Source organism: Robiginitalea biformata HTCC2501, assembly GCF_000024125.1.
GTDB lineage: Bacteria > Bacteroidota > Bacteroidia > Flavobacteriales > Flavobacteriaceae > Robiginitalea > Robiginitalea biformata.
In genome coordinates, this window is sequence record NC_013222.1 from 1789002 (window position 1) to 1805820 (window position 16819).

Consider the following 16819-nt stretch of genomic DNA (forward strand, 5'->3'; position numbering starts at 1 on the left):
GATGGATTTAAGGGCTGCCTAGTTATAACAGCAAATCGGCCCGATTAGTATAATTTTTGCCAAAAAAGAGCTTCCCCGGCGCTGTATTTCCGGAACGCCCGGTCCTACCGGGGCCCCTGTGAACGGCCCTTTTGCCTCAGACCGCGACGTCGTATTCCCGGAGCGCGTCGTTCAGGGAGGTCTTCTTGTCCGTACTCTCCTTGCGCTGCCCGATGATCAGCGCACAGGACACCTGGTAGGTCCCGGCCGGGAATTCCTTGGTATAGCTGCCGGGGATTACTACGGAACGGGCGGGAACGCGACCTTTGTATTCCACAGGGGATGCCCCACTGACATCGATGATCCGCGTGGATGCCGTGAGCACCACGTTGGCCCCGAGTACGGCTTCCCGTTCCACCCGCACGCCTTCTACAACAATGGACCGGCTGCCGATAAAGGCATTGTCCTCGATGATGACCGGGGCGGCCTGGAGGGGTTCCAGGACCCCGCCGATCCCGACGCCGCCGCTCAGGTGAACGTTCTTCCCGATCTGTGCGCAACTGCCCACTGTGGCCCAGGTATCCACCATCGTACCCTGGTCCACATAAGCGCCAATATTCACGTAACTGGGCATCAGGATCGTCCCCCCGGCAATGTATGCACCGTGGCGGGCTACTGCATGGGGAACCACGCGGATGCCTTTTTCGCGATACCCTTTCTTAAGGGGAATCTTGTCGTGGTATTCAAAAATCCCGGCTTCCAGGGTTTCCATTTTCTGGATGGGGAAATACAGTACGACGCCTTTCTTTACCCATTCCTGGACTTCCCAGCCGTCAGGCCCCGGGTTGGCGCAGCGCAATTCCCCGGCATCGAGCAGGTCGATGACCTCCCGGATCGCTTGTTGTGTTTCTGCTTCCTTGAGCAATTCCCGGTTTTCCCAGGCGGCTTCGATCTTGGTTTTTAACGTGTCCATCGGGTCTTTAGAATTTGCGCAAAGATAGCTGCTGTTGCCCAATTGTCCTGCCGGATTTATACCTGTAACGATTTATCCGTTATTTTTGCCAAAAAATTTATTTGGGCAGGATACTCGCTTTGGACTATGGGCAGAAACGAACCGGCATTGCCGTGACCGACCCGTTGCAGATGATCGCTTCCGGACTGACCACAGTACAGACCCCGGAATTGCTGGATTTCCTGGAAAGCTATATGGGGGAGGAGCAGGTGGAACGAATTGTGATCGGGGAGCCGCGTCGGATGGATAACAGCCCGTCCGGGATCGAAGCCGAAATCCGCAGCTTTATTGAGCGTATAAAAAAACGTTTTCCGGATCTACCCCTGAGCCGGCAGGACGAACGGTTCAGCTCGCAAATGGCGGTCCGGGCCATGATAGAAGGAGGGATGAAGAAAAAGAAACGACGCGATAAGGCAGCCGTGGACAAAATCAGCGCCACCCTGATCCTGCAATCGTATTTAAGCAGCAAAGAATTATGATCTTACCAATAGTCGCATACGGAGACCCGGTACTGCGCAGGAAATGCGAAGCGATTGGGCCGGAATACCCGGAACTCGCCACCCTGATCGAGAATATGTGGGAAACTATGTACCAGGCCAACGGAGTGGGGCTGGCAGCCCCCCAGGTGGGCCGGCCCATCCGGCTGTTCCTGGTCGACACCTCGCCCTTTGCGGAGGACGAGGATTTCTCCCCCGAGGAGCAGGAAAAGCTCCGGGCGTTCAAGCGCGTTTTTATCAATGCGCAGATGCAGGAGGAGACCGGGAAGAAATGGGCTTTCAACGAGGGTTGCCTGAGTATCCCGGATATCCGCGAGGACGTCACCCGGCAGGACACGATTACCCTCCGCTATCAGGATGCGGAATTCAAGGAGCATACGGAGACCTTTGACGGGTTGTTGGCCCGGGTCATCCAGCACGAGTACGACCACATTGAGGGGATCCTTTTTACGGATCACATCTCCTCCCTGAAAAAGCGCCTGCTCAAGGGGAAACTGACCAACATTTCCAAAGGGAAGGTACAGATTGATTATAAGATGCGGTTCCCGGCCGTAAAACGGGGGCGGTAGACTTAATTTTTAGCATATTTGCAGCCGAAAATCACTTTATGAGTTTAGATAAGATATTGTCCATCGCCGGAAAGCCGGGCCTGTTTCGTCTGGTAACGCAAACCCGTTCCGGCTTTGTGGCCGAATCCCTGGCTGACGGGAGGAAGATCAGCGTCGGGATGACCGGCAATGTAAGCGTCCTCTCCGAAATTGCCATCTACACACTGGATGAGGAGCTGCCGCTTCGGGAGGTTTTTGCCAGGATCCAGAAGAAGGAGGACGGGGGCAACACCTCCATCAACCACAAGGCGGGAAAACTTGAGCTCGAGGAATATTTCTTTGAGGTGCTTCCGAATTACGACGAGGACCGCGTCTACACGAGCGACATCCGCAAGGTGATCCAATGGTACAACCTGTTGCTGGACAACGGTTTTGAAGATTTTTCGGACCCGGACGCTGCTGAGGAGGGCCAGGAAGCGGATGCAGACGGGAGCGGACCTGCCCCCGCAAACACACCCGGGAAGAAAGGATAGACCCCGGCGACGTATGGGAAACCCCTGTTGAACCGCATGGCCGATCCGGGAAAAGAGCAGGTCGACCCCCGCAGACAGGGGGCATAATTCCCTATATTTAGCGGAGAAACCGCTAATACGTTTAAAATGTTTGCCAAATTCTTTGTGCGCAGGGCCTTGCTGCTGCTCACCGGGTTATTTCTCCTGACTGCTCATTCCCAGAATTCAGGGAAGGATTCCACCGAAAAAGATACCGCCGGAAAGAAAGAGGAAGGCCTCCCCCTGGAGCCGTCCCGCAAAATTTCCTTTCAGGCCCAACAGGGAACCTGGATCTCATTGGATGTCAGCCCGGACGGGCAAACGATTGCCTTTGACCTGATGGGCGATATTTACACCATCCCGGCAACCGGGGGCACGGCCACCGCCCTGACCCGGGGCCTGCCTTATGAGGTGCATCCGCGGTTCAGCCCGGACGGCAAGTCCCTGTTGTATATTTCCGACAAAAGCGGCTCCGAGAATATCTGGATCATGGACCTGGAATCCCGGGAGGAAACCCAGCTTACAAAATCGGAGAACAAACACTACTTCTCAGCGGACTGGTCGCCGGACGGGACCTATGTGGTAGGGGCTGCCGGACGCCGCAACATCAAATTGCACCTGTATCACAGGGAGGGTGGCGGCGGGAGCCAGTTGCTGGACAAACCCGAGAATCTCAAAACCATCGACCCGGCCTTTTCCCCGGATGGCAAACGCATCTACTTCTCCCGGCGGACGGGCGCCTGGAATTACAATGCCCAACTGCCCCAATACCAGATAGGTACCTATGATATGGAGGACGGCGGCTCGGCGGTAATCACCTCCCGATACGGGTCGGCTTTTACCCCCACGCCCAGCCCGGACGGGAAATGGCTGGTGTTCGGGAGCCGCTATGAAGAACACACCGGGCTGCGGCTGCGCAACCTGGAAACCGGGGAGGAGCGCTGGCTCGCCTACCCGGTGCAGCGGGATGAACAGGAATCCATCGCCCCGCTGGGGGTACTCCCGGCCATGGCCTTTTCCCCGGATAGCAAAGAGCTCTTCCTCTCCTATGGCGGGAAGATCCGGGCCCTGTCCATTGCGGACAATTCCGTTCGCGAAATACCCTTTACAGCCCCGGTCTCCCTGGACCTGGGCCCGCGCCTGGATTTCAAATACCCGATTTCCGACGCCCCGGAACTCCCCGTAACGCAGATCCGGGATGCCGTTCCCTCCCCGGACGGGAAACACCTGGCCTTTACGGCCCTCAACCGGCTCTATGTGATGGAGCTCCCGGACGGGGCCCCCCGGCGACTCACCGACCACGAATTTACCGAGGCGCAACCGGCCTGGTCCCCGGATGGGGGCGAACTGGTTTTTTCAGGCTGGCAACCCGGCGGGGGGCACCTCTACAAGGTCCGCACTGACGGGCGCGGGGGAGCGCGTGCCATAACCCGCGTCCCGGGTATCTATTCCCAGCCGGCCTGGTCCTACAACTCGGACCGCATCGTATTCCTACGGGGCTATGCCCAGGCTTATGACGAAGGGACGGGCCCGAACACCAGGGGCAGCCGGGAAGACCTGGTCTGGATCCCGTCCGATGGCGGGGCGCAAACGCTGATCGACAAATCAGAGGGTCGGACAACCCCGCATTTTACCAGGGGGGACGACCGGATCTACCTGAGCCACCCGCAGCGCGGGTTGCTGTCGCTTCGGTGGGATGGGACGGACGAAAAACAACACCTGATCCTCAAAGGGATTGAGACCTATGGGTCCCGGGATATCCTGACGGAGTCCGGGCATGGCGGACACAGATTGCTGCCCCCGGATTCCGGCTTGCGAGAAGAAGACGACAAGGCCTCCCGCCCGGCCGAAGTGCGAATTTCCCCGGACGGGAAGCGGGCCCTGGCACAAATCAACAACGACATCTACTCGGTGCACGTACCCCGGTATGGGAAAACACCCACCGTTTCGGTAGCCAAGCCCGGGGATGCCGCATTCCCGGCAGTAAAGCTCACACAACTGGGCGGGGAATTCCCGGCCTGGTCGGGGGATAGCGGTAAGGTACACTGGTCTTTGGGCGCCAGCCATTTTACCTATGACCTCGCCGCCGGGGAACAATTCCGGGACAGCCTGGAAGCCGTTAAAAAGGCCGAAAAGGAAAACCCGGTGAAAAAAGATTCCGTAAACGGGGCGGACAAGGATGAGGAGGAACCGGTTTTCGAAGCAGACGAGTTTCGCATCCCCCTGAAATACCGTCAGGATATCCCCAAAGGGACCCTGCTGCTTGCAGGAGCCCGCCTGATTACCATGGAAGGGGATACGGTCCATGAAACCGGGGACCTGCTCATCCGGGACAACCGCATCGCCGCCCTGGGTCCGGCGGGGAGCCTGCAAATCCCGGAGGGGACCGAGGTAAGGGATATGAGCGAGAAGACAATTGTCCCGGGTTTTATCGATACGCACGCACATATGTGGCCGGCCTGGGGCATCCACAAGAACCGGATTTGGATCTACGGGGCCAATCTGGCCTATGGGGTCACCACCACGCGCGACCCCCAGACAGCCACCACGGATGTCCTGACCTATTCGGACATGGTCAATGCCGGGATGATGCCGGGCCCCCGGATCTACAGCACCGGGCCCGGGGTGGGGTACTGGCGCTATAAGCTGACCAGCCTGGAGCACACCAAAAAAGTTTTGCGGCAGTACAGCGAATACTACGATACGAAGACCATCAAGATGTACCTGACCGGGAACCGGAAGCACCGGCAATGGGTGATCATGGCGGCCAAAGAACTCGGCCTGATGCCCACCACAGAGGGTGGGCTGGATTTTAAGCTGAACATGACCCAGCTCCTGGACGGGTACCCGGGGCACGAACACTCCCTGCCCATCTACCCGATCTACAACGACGTGGTCCGCACCATTGCGGATGCGGGGATGGCGGTGACCCCTACCTTGCTGGTGGCCTATGGCGGGCCCTGGGCGGAGAACTATTTCTACGCTACCGAAGACGTTTGGGGGGATTCAAAAATCCGGCACTTCACGCCCTACGAAGAACTCGCCTCAAAATCCCGGCGACGCCCGGGTTGGTTTATGGACGAGGAACACGTCTTTGAGAAGCACGCCGAATTCATGAAGGACCTGGTAGACGCCGGGGGATTGGCCGGGATAGGGTCCCACGGCCAGTTGCAGGGCCTGGGTTACCACTGGGAGTTATGGTCCGTGGCCAGCGGCGGTATGGAAAACTCAGACGCCCTGCGGGTAGCCACCCTGCTGGGGGCCCGTTCCCTGGGACTCGATGGCGACCTGGGCAGCCTGAAAGCCGGAAAACTGGCAGACCTGGTTATCCTGGATGCGAATCCGCTGGACGACCTGCGCAATACGAATACCGTCCGATATGTGGTCAAGAACGGACGGATGTACGAGGCGGAAACCCTGGATGCCGTCTGGCCGGATATGCGGAAAGCCCCCACATATCCGTGGCAGGCGGAACGCCCGGAAGGGCTGCCGGGAACGGGTCAGTCCTTGAGGTCCGGTTCAGGGAACTCGTCCGGCCACGGTACGCGGTCCGACGGGTAATACCGGATATCCATCCGCTTAAAATAGTCCGCCTGGGCGGCCAGGCGGTGCTTGTAGTCCTCCCAGGATAACTGGGCGGGTTCCGTCCATCCGAGTTCTGCGTAGCCGGGCAGCCTTGGGAATGCCAGGTACTCCAGTTCGCTGAGTTCTGATATCGTCTCCGACCACAGGGGGGCTTCAATCCCCAGGATGTCCTTTTTGGCAATTCCGGCCGCATAGGCCTGGGGGTTCCAGATGTAAGCGCTGTCCACGGGGATATAGGCGGCCCAGTGGAGCCCGAAGGTGGAGGTGGAATCGTATTGCATATCCAGGTAGGCCTTCCGGGCCGGGGAGAGGATCACCTGCATCCCCTGGTTAACCGCTTTCCGGGCGTTTTCCTCATCGGCCCAGAATTGGGCTACCGAACTGCTGTCCAGGGAGGCATTGGCAATTTCGTCCCAACCGATCATCCGTTTCCCGTACTTCCGCACGATGGGTTCCACCCGCTCCACAAAATAGATGTAATCGTCCTTTGCAGTGACGTGGCTTTCGTCTCCACCAATGTGGAAGTAGGGCCCGGGGGTCATCTCGGAAATTTCCCGGATAACATCGTCGATAAAGGCATAAACCGTGTCCTTACGCGTGTCCCAGGTGCTGAACCCCACTTGCGTCCCGGTATACAGGGCCGGGGTTTTCCCGTTCCCGTTCAAAAACGGGTAGGCAACAGAGGCCGCATTCGTATGCCCGGGCATGTCCACTTCCGGCACAATCGTGATAAACCGCTCCGCTGCATAGGCAACGATTTCTTTGTATTCCTCCTGGGTGTAATACCCGCCGGGGCCACCTCCTACTTCGGTGCTGCCGCCTACTTCGGTCAGTTTCGGCCACGATTTGATTTCGATCCGCCAGCCCTGGTCGTCCGTCAGGTGCAGGTGGAGGACATTCAGTTTGTAATAGGCCATCACGTCCAGGTATTTTTTGACGTCGGAAACGGAAAAGAAATGCCGGGCCACATCGAGCATGGCCCCCCGGTAGGCAAATTCCGTCTTATCGGTGATTTTTCCAGTGGGAAGCGGCCAGATGGGGTATTCCGTCAGGGTGTCATTGGCTGCCGACGGAATCAGCTGCCGCAGGGTCTGTACGGCGTGGAAGGCCCCCTCGGCATTCGCGCTGTTGATCAGTACGGAATCGCGGGTGATATACAACTGGTATCCTTCGGGCCCGTCCGCAGGGGATTGGTTGAAATAAATCGCCCGGTGGATCCCTTCTTTGTTTTCATTGTCCACGGGCAGCCTCAGGCCGGTACGCGCCTCAATATGGCCTGCGAGGGTTTCCGCCACCTCGGCCATGCCTGCGGCGCCCCCGCTGTAGATCGCCACGTGCCGGTCAAGGCCAAAAGCATCGTGGGTAGGTACCACGGACAGGGGTTTCGGGATCAGGGCGGCTTCCGCCAAATCCGTTTCTGGAAATTCAATACGGGGCCGCTGCTCATCGGCACATGCCCACAGGGCCACTCCCAGCCAACCGGCCAGGGCAATTCGGATCAGGGCACTGCCCCATTTCAGGTTTTTCATGCTATGTTCAATTGTTTGCGCGTGGTGTTGGAGCGCGTGGTGTTTTTATTAATTCGATTGCCCGATCAGCGGACCCAAAACAGATTTCCAGATGCGGTATCCTTCGGCATTCATATGCAGTCCGTCTTCAATAAACAAAGTTTCATTCAGGGACCCGTCCGCCTGGAGCATCGGTGTCCAGACATCGGCATAGCGGGTCAGGGGGTCCGCTTCTGCCAGCCGGCTCAACTTCCGGTTAAATCGCTCGTATTTTCCCCGTAGCTTCCACCGGCTGATACTCGGTTTGGCGGAGATCAACACCACGGGCATCCCCGGGTAACGCGACCGGATCCGGGAGAGGATTTCCGCAATATCCCGGAAGGCGCGGCCGGGGCTTTTTCCTTCTGCCAGGTCGTTGTCGCCTTCGTAGATGGAAACCACCATCGGGCGGTAATTCAGTATCAGGGGATCCAGGTAGAAAAGCAGGTCGGAAGCCTGGGAACCCCCGAACCCGGTATTGATTACCTGCCTGTCGGGAAAATCCCGGTCCAGGCTTTCCCACATGCGGACACTCGAGCTGCCGGTAAACAGATAGGTGGCCCGATAGGGGTTCCACAAGCTATCGTTCCGGGCTGTGATGGAGGCGACTTCCTGTTCAAAACGCCCGGGGTCCTGGGCGAATGCAGGGACGCATTGGATTAAAATCGCAAGCAATGCGAGCAGGACTCCCATGTCCTTGGCGGGAGAATTCGGGGAAATGCGTGTCATTCGCCTGGTTGTTTTTGTTCAGGCACTAAAATATGGACATTGGCCCAATCGTAAAAACGCTCAATCCACTTGTCGGACGGCAATCCCTGTTCCCGCATCCCGAAGCCATGACCGCCCCGGCTGTACATATGCAGGGCAACCGGGATCCCGGCTTCCCGCCATGCGGTGTAGAGTTCCACGCTGCCCTTTGCAAGGCCCAGCGGGTCGTCGGTGGCGCAAATTACGAGCAGGGGCGGGGCATGTTCCGGGGCAGGGGCCACCGGGTAGGCATCCGTCCAGGGATAAACCGGCACCAAAAAGTCCGGTACATTGTCCCCGGAAGCCGAATAGCCGACACCCAGGGTAACTGCCCCGCCGGCCGAAAACCCCATGAATCCAATTTTTTCGGGATCCAGACCGTACTCCCCGGCATGAGACCGGACCCAGGTCAACGCGCTCAGCCCGTCCTGGATGGAGTAGGGGAGTACCTTACCCACATTGGCCATCAGGCCGGTCGGGTCATTCTGTCCGAGCTGGCTGATTTCGGCAACGCCATCGGCACCCGTGGGCACCAGGCGGTATTTGAGCACAAAAGCCGTAAAACCCCGTTCCGCGAGCCATTGGGCTACCTGCCGGCCTTCACTTTCGATACTCAACCCGTAAAGGCCCCCGCCCGGGGCAATCACTACGGCTGCCGAATTGCCCGCCCCCTTCCCGGGCCGGAAAACCTGCATGCTGGGTGCGGACACGTTTGTGACCACCTCGGTTTGCCAGATGTCGCTGTAGTAGTGTTTCTCACTACCGGTCCATTCCACCCCCCGGGCGGGGTCGAAGGGCAATGGAATACTGTCTGCCTGGGCAAACAGGCCGGGCATAACAAAGAGTAGCAACCAGTGGATCGTCAGGGTAGTTCTCATCATGGGTGAAGGTCCGTTAACATTTATTGAAAATCAGGGGGATGGGGTCATTTGGGCTGCCAATGCATCCCGGCCACGGTCATCCGAAGCGTGTACACGGCATCCATGGCTGTAATAAACAAGGTTTTGCCATCCGTACCCCCAAAAGTTACGTTGGCCGTCCAGCTTTCGGGCACCTCGATATGATGGAGTTTTTTGCCCTCCGGGCTGAAAATGTGCACGCCCCGGCCGGTCAGGTAGATATTCCCCTGTTCATCCAGGGTCATCCCATCAGAGCCCATGGTAATCATCAGGGTGGCGTTTTCCAGGCTGCCGTCCGGGGCGATATCGTACCGGTACGTCATGCTGTTGCCGATATCCGCGACGTAGAGGCGCTTTCCGTCCCGAGTCCCGATAATCCCGTTGGGTTGTACCAGGCCGTCTGCTGCCAGCTGGGGCTCCCCTCCGGCTGCAGGGATCCGGTAGACCCGCTCCTCCTCAATTTCCTTTTCCTGCCGTTCCCAGTAGGGGCGCTGGTAATAGGGGTCGGTAAAATAAATGGTGCCGTCCGGGTGGACCCACATATCGTTCGGCCCGTTGAATTTGGCACCCTGGTAATTATCCGTGAGCACTTTCACGGACTTATCCGGGGCAATGCGCCAGAGCTCAAACTTCTCGTCGGCCGCAGCGAGGAGGTTGCCTTCGTTATCCCAGTACAGGCCGTTTGCCCGGCCCGCCGGCTCCATGAATACGCTGATTTCCCCGGTCTTCGCATCCCAGCGGTGAATCCGGTTGTTCGGTTGGTCGGTGAAGTACACGTCTCCCCCTGGGGCAGTTGCCGGGCCCTCCGTAAATTCAAATGCCTCGGAGACGAGCTGCAGTTCGGCGCCTTCTTCAATCAGGCCAGTCTCGCTGGCGCAACCTGCAAGCAGGATCCCCAGGGCGGTCAGGGCCAGCCCGTTCGTTATTCGGTTCATCGTTTTATGGTTTTTTCATTTGATATCCCGGCCCCCTGACGAAACGCCCGGGGAAATTGCCGGTGTGCTCCCCGTTTTGCAACACGGGGACGCCATTTACCAGGACGTGTTCCACCCCGGATGCGTATTGGTGCGGTTGTTCAAAGGTGGCCCGGTCCTGGATCCGCTCCGGGTCAAAAACCACCACGTCGGCAAAGTATCCGGGTTTGAGCTGTCCGCGCCCCCGGAGTTTCAGGTTGCCCGCCGGCAGGGAGGTGAGTCGGCGGACGGCTTCCTCCAGGGAAATGACCCCGCGATCCCGGACAAAATGGGACAGGAGGCGCGCAAAGGAGCCGTAGGCCCTCGGGTGCGTACTCTGTTCCAGGAAAACCCCTTCATTCGTATAGGAGCCCGCATCCGAACATATTGCCATATAGGGCAGGGCGAGTTTTTTTTCGACATTCTCCTCGCTCATTGAAAAATAGACCACCTGAATCCGGCTGTCATCCTCAAAGATGAGGTCGGCAATGGCTTCCCGGGGCCGGATACCGCGCTCCGCGGCCACTTCTGCCAGATTTTTGCCGATCAGGTGGCGCATGTCCTTGTTGCGAAACCCCACCAGCAGGATATTCTCCGGGGGGACGTGAAATTTAACCTCTTCGATCATCCGCTGCCTCGCCTCCGGGTCCCGGAGGTATTCCATCGTACGTTCATGCCCCCCGTCCTTGGCCCAGGCCGGCAGCAGCACATTTAACCCCGTGGAACTCGCATTGTACATATACATATCCGTGGTAATTTCCAGGCCGCGGCTGCGCGCGTCCTCCACCAGGGCGATGGCGCTGTCCAACAGGTCCCAATTGTCCTGTCCGGAAGCCTTGAAGTGGTAGATCTCGGCCGGCACATCGGCATCTTCCGCAATTTGGATGAGTTCCCGCACCGCGTGGAGCAGGCTGTCCTCCTCGTTGCGGATATGCGATATATACATGCCTCCATATTCCGATACCACCCGTGCCAGGTCGGTGATTTCGCCCGTGGATGCGTGTCCGCTCGGCACGTAAATCAGGGAGGTCGACAGGCCTACGGCCCCTTCTTCCATCCCCCGGCGGAGCAGGGTTTTCATCGAATCCATTTCCGCAGGGGTGGGCGCCCGTTTTTCGTATCCCATCACGTATTCCCGAAGCGTGCCGTTGCCCACAAAAGAGGCTACATTTGTGGATACGCCACGCTCTTCCAGGTGTTGCAGGTATTCCCCGAGGGTGGTCCAGGGGATGTCGTAGGTAATGTCCTGTTGCCCGTTGCGCATCTCCCGTTTCATCTCTTCGTTAAGGGGCCCCATAGAGCGTCCTTCGCCCAGTACTTCCAGGGTGACGCCCTGCCGGATATCGCTCTGCGAGCGGCCGTCCTCCAGGAGGGATACGTTTGCCCAGCTGAGCATATTGATAAACCCCGGGGCCAGGTGGAGCCCGGTGGCGTCGATCTCGGTTTTCGCCTTCCGTCCCGAAAGGTCCCCGATGGCTGCAATGGTATCTCCCCGGATTCCCAGGTCGGCTCGGATGGCCGGGCTGCCGCTGCCGTCGAGCAACTGTCCGCCCCGGATAACGACATCAAACCCGGGTTCCGGTTGGCATGAGGAAAATATCAGGAGGAGAATCAGGAAGCGCAATGCGTACATGGATCCGGTTGGTTTGCCATTAAAATTACGCCAAATTCCATTCGCCGCCAAACCCCGGATTTGTACCTTTGCCGAAAGAACAGGGCCCTATGAACACCCGGGAAAAACAGTTGCAGGCCATCGATCGCCTGCTCACCATCATGGACGAATTGCGGGAAGGCTGCCCGTGGGATCGCAAACAGACGATGCAGACCCTCCGGCAGCTGACTATCGAGGAAACCTACGAATTGGGGGATGCCATCCTGGACAATGACCTGGAGGAGGTCAAGGGAGAGTTGGGCGACTTGTTGCTGCATATTGTTTTTTACGCCCGGGTCGGCTCGGAAACCGGCCATTTTGATATCGGGGACGTGGCGGAGGCGATTTGCGAGAAGTTGATCCGCCGCCACCCGCACATCTACGGGGACACCGAGGTGGCCGACGAGGCGGATGTTAAGGCGAATTGGGAACGCATCAAGTTGCGGGAAGGCAAGAAAAGCGTTTTGCAGGGAGTACCCGCCGGGTTGCCGGCCCTGGTCAAGGCCAACCGGATCCAGGAGAAGGTGGCCGGGGTGGGCTTTGACTGGGAACAGCCCGAACAGGTCCTGGACAAGGTGCGTGAAGAACTGGGCGAACTCGAGGCGGAGCGGCGCGCCGGCAATGCGGATGCCCTGGAAGCCGAGATGGGCGATGTGTTCTTCTCCCTGGTCAACTACGCCCGCTTTCTCGGGATCAACCCAGAAAATGCCCTGGAACGGACCAACAAGAAATTCATGGCGCGCTTTGACTTTTTGGAATCCCGGGCCCGGGAGGCCGGGAGGGAACTCAGCGATATGACCCTGGCCGAAATGGACGTGCACTGGGAAGAAGCCAAGAAACAACCCTGAGGAGCCATGCGGCCCGATAACTGCTAACATCCCGTTTTGCTGCAGCAATACACCCGCGAATTCCGTTATAACTTCCGCCTGGCGTCCCCGGTAATCCTCGGGATGCTCGGGCATACCTTTGTCGTTTTTGCGGATAATATCATGGTGGGCCAGCTGGGTACCGCGGAACTCGCCGCGGTTTCCCTGGGGAACAGTTTTGTGTTTATCGCCATGTCGCTCGGCATCGGGTTCTCGACTGCGATCACCCCCCTGGTAGCGGAGGCGGACGGACGGGGCGACCGGGGAGAGGGCAGGCAGGTGCTCCAGCACGGCCTGGTCCTTTGCAGCCTGCTGGGCCTGGTCCTTTTTGCGGCGGTACTCCTGGCCAAGCCGCTCATGTACCTGATGGAGCAGCCCCCTGAAGTGGTGGCTTTTGCCCAGCCGTATATCGACCTGGTAGCCCTTTCCCTGATCCCGCTCATCGTATTCCAGGCGCTGAAGCAATTCTCGGAGGGGCTTTCCCAGACGCGCTATCCGATGTATGCCACCATCGTGGCCAACGTGATCAATATCGGGCTGAACTACCTATTGATATTCGGACACCTGGGGTTTCCGGCCATGGGGGTTACCGGAGCGGCCGTCGGCACCCTGGTGGCCCGTGTGGCCATGTGCTTTATCCTGTGGGGCCTGTTCCGCCGCCGCCCGGCCTTTGCCGGGTACGTTGAGCGCCTCGCCTTTCGCAAGATCGGCAAGCGGATGCTGCGAAAAATTATCAACCTGGGATTCCCCTCGGCCCTGCAATTCTTTTTTGAGGTAGCCATTTTTACCGCTGCTATCTGGCTGAGCGGTGTCCTGGGGAAAAACCCCCAGGCGGCAAACCAGATTGCCCTGAACCTGAGCAGCATGACCTTTATGTTCGGTACCGGCCTCGGGGTGGCTGCCATGATCCGGGTTGGCAACCAACTGGGCCTCCGGAATTTCCCGGAACTGCGGCGTATTGCCACGTCGATTTTCCTGATGACCGTGCTCCTGATGGCGGGCTTTGCCTTGCTGTTCCTGCTGGGTAGGCACTGGTTCCCCACGCTGTACCTGGACCTGGACGACACGGTGAATTTTGCCGATAACCGGGAAGTGGTGGAACTGGCGGCCCGGCTCTTGCTCGTGGCGTCGGTCTTCCAGATATCCGATGGCGTGCAGGTAGTGGTCCTCGGAGCGCTGCGGGGATTACAGGATGTGCGTATCCCCACGTTGCTGACCTTTATCGCCTACTGGCTGATCGGATTCCCGGTTAGCTATTTCCTCGGGTTGCATACGGCCCTGGCGAGCACGGGGATATGGATCGGTTTGCTGGCCGGGCTTACCGCCTCCTCAATAATGTTGTATCTTCGGTTCCGGTATCTGACGGGTCGGCTCATCGGCCAACATCCCTGACCAACCGGTGCCGGTTGATGGCCTACCCCGGAACGAATTGAGAAAAAACATCAATCTATGGACTTACCCCGGTTCCTGTTAGCAGACAATACGGATCACCCGACAGCCGTGTTTGTCGTCCATACGGAATATCCCCGCTTTATCCTGAACCTGGAAAACGACGAGGTGGAATGGCTGGAGGACTTCTCGGCAGAAGACCAGAAGGAACTCGAAGCGTCTGCAGAGTCGCTTATCACCGAAGCAGTCGATTTTTACGACCGCGAAATTTCCCGATACGACGACTGATATGTGGCAGCAGCTACAGGATCTGGACCGCAATTGGTTCCTGGAACTCAACGGCATGGGCACCGGGGCCTGGGACGGTTTTTTCCTTATCCTGTCCGACAAGTGGCTCGCCATCCCGCTCTATGTACTGCTGTTGCTGCTGGCCTGGCGGGACCTGGGGTGGAAGCCCCTGTTGTTGTTACTGGTATTTGTGGCCTTGCTGATTACCTGCACGGACCAGCTGGCCAATTTTTTCAAATACGGGGTGGGCAGGCTGCGCCCCTGCTACGAGCCTTCCCTGGAGGGGATGGTACGGCTCGTCAAGGCCAATTGCGGCGGGCGGTTCGGTTATTTTTCCGCCCATGCCGCGAATGCCATGGCACTCGCCGCTTTCTTCGCAACTCGCTGGGGGTCGGGTCGCCGGGGATGGGGCGCCCTCCTGATCGTTTGGGCCCTGGCGGTAGGCTTCAGCCGGATTTACCTCGGGGTCCATTATCCCCTGGATGTCCTGACCGGCTGCTTGGTGGGCGGGGTATTCGGCTGGATGTTTGCGCGATTGTTTAAAATGGCACGATCAAAAATTTTCCAATGATCAGCGGGAAGATGTTTTGGGGGTGTTTCCTGGGGATGCTCGCCGTTTATGTCTGCGGACTGCCGGCAACCCTCATGGAGAACGATTCTGCCCAGTTTGCGGTTATGGCCATGCGGATGGTCCAGGAGAACGACTTCGTCAACCTGATCAAAGGGACCGAGCAATACCTGGACAAGCCCCACATGCACTACTGGCTTGCAGCCCTGGCCTATAAGCTATTCGGTATCCACGACTGGGCCTACAGGTTGCCGGCATTGCTGCTTACCCTCGCCGCCTCACGGGCCTGCCACGGGATCGGGAAGGAGCTCTACAACGAAAACGCGGGACGGCTTGCGGCCCTGATCTTCATGAGTGCCCAGACCATCGTCCTTTCCGTGATCGATGTGCGGACAGATGCCGTACTTACCGGCTTTACCGCTTTGTCTATCTGGCAATTGCTCCGGTACCTGGAGCTGGGGAGTACCCGGGGGTTGCTGTGGGGAGCCTTGACGGCAGGCCTCGCCTTTTCCACCAAAGGGCAGATTGCCCTGGTGGTGATCGCCCTGCCGTTGTTGTGCCATGTGGCGTATACCCGCCGGTGGTACCGTCTGGCCGACCTGCGCCTGGTTTGGGGGCTACTGGTATTTGCCCTGGCCATCAGCCCGATGCTCTACGCTTACTACCAGCAATTCGACCTGCATCCGGAGAAGGTCATCCGCGGACGGGGAAACCGCAGCGGCATTCTGTTTATTTTCTGGGAGCAGAGTTTTGAGCGGCTCAGCGGGGAAGGGGTTGGCAAGAACAGCAGCGATTACTTTTTCTTTTTCCACACCTTCCTCTGGGTCTTTTTGCCCTGGACGCTGATGGGGCTCGCAGCCTTCGGGAACCGGGCCTACCGAATGGCGCGCCGTTTCGCGGGGAACAAAACAGCCCCGGCCCCACCCGATGCCGAAGCACCGGGAGGGGCTGCGGGGGAAAATACCAGCGGGAATCCCGGTGTCCCGGAGGTGCTTACACTCGGGGGCATTGCCATCATATTCCTGATCATCAGTTTTGCGCAGTTCAAACTCCCCCATTACCTGAATATCCTGATACCGCTTTTTACCGTGTTGACGGCCGGATATCTCGATGCGCGGAGAAAGAAAGGCCACTGGAAATGGCTCAGGCGCGCTGCCCGCCTGCAGGCCGGTATATTCGGGATAGTTTTGCTTGCTGTTTCCGGGATTGTATTCTGGGTATTTCCATTGCCGGGGGCAGCTGCCGTTGCGCTGGTCCTGGTACTTGTGGGGTCGGGCATCGCACTCTGGCGGCAAATGGCCGATCCGCTGGTACGCCTGGCGGTAATCAGCGTCCTGGCCAGTGTCGGGATCAATGCAGTGATGAATGCCCATTTCTACCCGTCCCTGTTGCAATACCAGGCGGGTTCCGAACTCGCCCGGAATTTTGTCCGGGAAGTTCCTGCAAACCCGCCCATTTTCAAATTCAGTGAGGAGCACACCTGGGCCCTGGACTTTTACAGTCGCCAGCCCGTCCGGATTGTCCGGGGCGGCAACCGCACCGACCTGGCCGGCAGGTGGGTCTACGTGGATGAAGATAAACGCCGGAGCCTGGCCGAATCGGGCTGGGAGTGGGAACGGGAAATCGTCGCCGACCAGTTTCGCATCACCCGCCTGCAGGCACGCTTCGTAAACCCGGAAACGCGGGAAGAGGTGGTCGGCAAGCGCTACTTGCTTTTATTGGCGCCCGCGGCCCCCTGA

The 16819-nt window shown here is 58.6% G+C and carries 15 protein-coding genes; 9 read left to right on the top strand and 6 right to left on the bottom strand.

Going from position 1 to position 16819, the window contains the following annotated elements; genetic code table 11:
* Positions 1-136: 136 nt before the first annotated feature.
* Entirely contained in the window at positions 137-952 is an 816-nt protein-coding gene (locus tag RB2501_RS07985) for a 2,3,4,5-tetrahydropyridine-2,6-dicarboxylate N-succinyltransferase (RefSeq protein ID WP_015754266.1), read from the bottom strand.
* Between the two features lie 101 nt (positions 953-1053).
* Between RB2501_RS07985 and ruvX the strand changes: the two genes are divergently transcribed.
* The 4 genes from ruvX (at position 1054) to RB2501_RS08005 (ending at position 6148) form a co-directional block, all read left to right on the top strand.
* A complete protein-coding gene (gene ruvX, locus RB2501_RS07990) occupies positions 1054-1470 on the top strand; it encodes a Holliday junction resolvase RuvX (protein ID WP_041327089.1) in 417 nt (138 codons plus the stop codon).
* Positions 1467-2057 carry a peptide deformylase gene (def, locus tag RB2501_RS07995; protein WP_015754268.1) on the top strand — a complete coding sequence of 197 codons (591 nt, stop codon included), beginning with the start codon at positions 1467-1469 and terminating at the stop codon, positions 2055-2057. The genes ruvX and def overlap by 4 nt, the downstream gene beginning before the upstream one ends.
* Before the next feature lie 38 nt (positions 2058-2095).
* Positions 2096-2569, top strand: coding sequence for a DUF5606 family protein (locus tag RB2501_RS08000; RefSeq protein ID WP_041327092.1), 474 nt, complete (start codon positions 2096-2098; stop codon positions 2567-2569).
* Between the two features lie 126 nt (positions 2570-2695).
* The gene (locus RB2501_RS08005; protein ID WP_015754270.1) at positions 2696-6148 is read left to right on the top strand and encodes an amidohydrolase family protein; all 3453 of its coding nucleotides are present in this window, start codon (positions 2696-2698) and stop codon (positions 6146-6148) included.
* Here the strand turns inward: RB2501_RS08005 and RB2501_RS08010 are convergent.
* Genes RB2501_RS08010 through RB2501_RS08030 form a run of 5 tightly spaced genes read right to left on the bottom strand, consistent with a single transcriptional unit; the run spans position 6088 to position 11951 of the window.
* Entirely contained in the window at positions 6088-7701 is a 1614-nt protein-coding gene (locus tag RB2501_RS08010; RefSeq protein ID WP_015754271.1) for a beta-N-acetylhexosaminidase, read from the bottom strand. The genes RB2501_RS08005 and RB2501_RS08010 overlap by 61 nt on opposite strands.
* Positions 7702-7749: 48 nt before the next feature.
* Positions 7750-8448, bottom strand: a complete 699-nt coding sequence (locus tag RB2501_RS08015; RefSeq protein WP_015754272.1) for an SGNH/GDSL hydrolase family protein — start codon at positions 8446-8448, stop codon at positions 7750-7752.
* Positions 8445-9347: an alpha/beta hydrolase gene (locus RB2501_RS08020; protein WP_238528058.1), complete on the bottom strand. Its 903-nt coding sequence runs from the start codon at positions 9345-9347 to the stop codon at positions 8445-8447. The genes RB2501_RS08015 and RB2501_RS08020 overlap by 4 nt, the downstream gene beginning before the upstream one ends.
* A gap of 44 nt (positions 9348-9391) precedes the next feature.
* Positions 9392-10300 carry an SMP-30/gluconolactonase/LRE family protein gene (locus RB2501_RS08025; protein ID WP_015754274.1) on the bottom strand — a complete coding sequence of 303 codons (909 nt, stop codon included), beginning with the start codon at positions 10298-10300 and terminating at the stop codon, positions 9392-9394.
* 4 nt (positions 10301-10304) lie between these two features.
* The gene (locus RB2501_RS08030) at positions 10305-11951 is read right to left on the bottom strand and encodes an N-acyl-D-amino-acid deacylase family protein (RefSeq protein WP_015754275.1); all 1647 of its coding nucleotides are present in this window, start codon (positions 11949-11951) and stop codon (positions 10305-10307) included.
* A gap of 89 nt (positions 11952-12040) precedes the next feature.
* Here RB2501_RS08030 and mazG point away from each other — a divergent pair, with 89 nt between their 5' ends.
* The 5 genes from mazG to RB2501_RS08055 are packed head-to-tail and all read left to right on the top strand — an operon-like array spanning position 12041 to position 16819.
* Positions 12041-12817 carry a nucleoside triphosphate pyrophosphohydrolase gene (mazG, locus tag RB2501_RS08035; protein ID WP_015754276.1) on the top strand — a complete coding sequence of 259 codons (777 nt, stop codon included), beginning with the start codon at positions 12041-12043 and terminating at the stop codon, positions 12815-12817.
* 36 nt (positions 12818-12853) lie between these two features.
* Entirely contained in the window at positions 12854-14227 is a 1374-nt protein-coding gene (locus tag RB2501_RS08040; protein WP_015754277.1) for an MATE family efflux transporter, read from the top strand.
* A 57-nt stretch (positions 14228-14284) separates the two neighbouring features.
* Entirely contained in the window at positions 14285-14512 is a 228-nt protein-coding gene (locus RB2501_RS08045) for a hypothetical protein (RefSeq protein WP_015754278.1), read from the top strand.
* Position 14513: 1 nt separating this feature from the next.
* A complete protein-coding gene (locus RB2501_RS08050) occupies positions 14514-15083 on the top strand; it encodes a phosphatase PAP2 family protein (protein WP_015754279.1) in 570 nt (189 codons plus the stop codon).
* Positions 15080-16819 carry an ArnT family glycosyltransferase gene (locus RB2501_RS08055; protein WP_015754280.1) on the top strand — a complete coding sequence of 580 codons (1740 nt, stop codon included), beginning with the start codon at positions 15080-15082 and terminating at the stop codon, positions 16817-16819. Before RB2501_RS08050 ends, RB2501_RS08055 begins: the two co-directional genes overlap by 4 nt.

Bases quoted from the DNA above. Each gene is read 5' to 3' on its own strand.
- RB2501_RS08030 (WP_015754275.1), bottom strand. From the start codon at position 11,951: ATGTACGCATTGCGCTTCCTGATTCTCCTCCTGATATTTTCCTCATGC.
- def (WP_015754268.1), top strand. From the start codon at position 1,467: ATGATCTTACCAATAGTCGCATACGGAGACCCGGTACTGCGCAGGAAA.
- RB2501_RS08000 (WP_041327092.1), top strand. From the start codon at position 2,096: ATGAGTTTAGATAAGATATTGTCCATCGCCGGAAAGCCGGGCCTGTTT.
- RB2501_RS07985 (WP_015754266.1), bottom strand. From the start codon at position 952: ATGGACACGTTAAAAACCAAGATCGAAGCCGCCTGGGAAAACCGGGAA.
- RB2501_RS08010 (WP_015754271.1), bottom strand. From the start codon at position 7,701: ATGAAAAACCTGAAATGGGGCAGTGCCCTGATCCGAATTGCCCTGGCC.
- RB2501_RS08055 (WP_015754280.1), top strand. From the start codon at position 15,080: ATGATCAGCGGGAAGATGTTTTGGGGGTGTTTCCTGGGGATGCTCGCC.
- RB2501_RS08045 (WP_015754278.1), top strand. From the start codon at position 14,285: ATGGACTTACCCCGGTTCCTGTTAGCAGACAATACGGATCACCCGACA.
- RB2501_RS08015 (WP_015754272.1), bottom strand. From the start codon at position 8,448: ATGACACGCATTTCCCCGAATTCTCCCGCCAAGGACATGGGAGTCCTG.
- RB2501_RS08025 (WP_015754274.1), bottom strand. From the start codon at position 10,300: ATGAACCGAATAACGAACGGGCTGGCCCTGACCGCCCTGGGGATCCTG.
- RB2501_RS08005 (WP_015754270.1), top strand. From the start codon at position 2,696: ATGTTTGCCAAATTCTTTGTGCGCAGGGCCTTGCTGCTGCTCACCGGG.
- RB2501_RS08020 (WP_238528058.1), bottom strand. From the start codon at position 9,347: ATGATGAGAACTACCCTGACGATCCACTGGTTGCTACTCTTTGTTATG.
- RB2501_RS08050 (WP_015754279.1), top strand. From the start codon at position 14,514: ATGTGGCAGCAGCTACAGGATCTGGACCGCAATTGGTTCCTGGAACTC.
- mazG (WP_015754276.1), top strand. From the start codon at position 12,041: ATGAACACCCGGGAAAAACAGTTGCAGGCCATCGATCGCCTGCTCACC.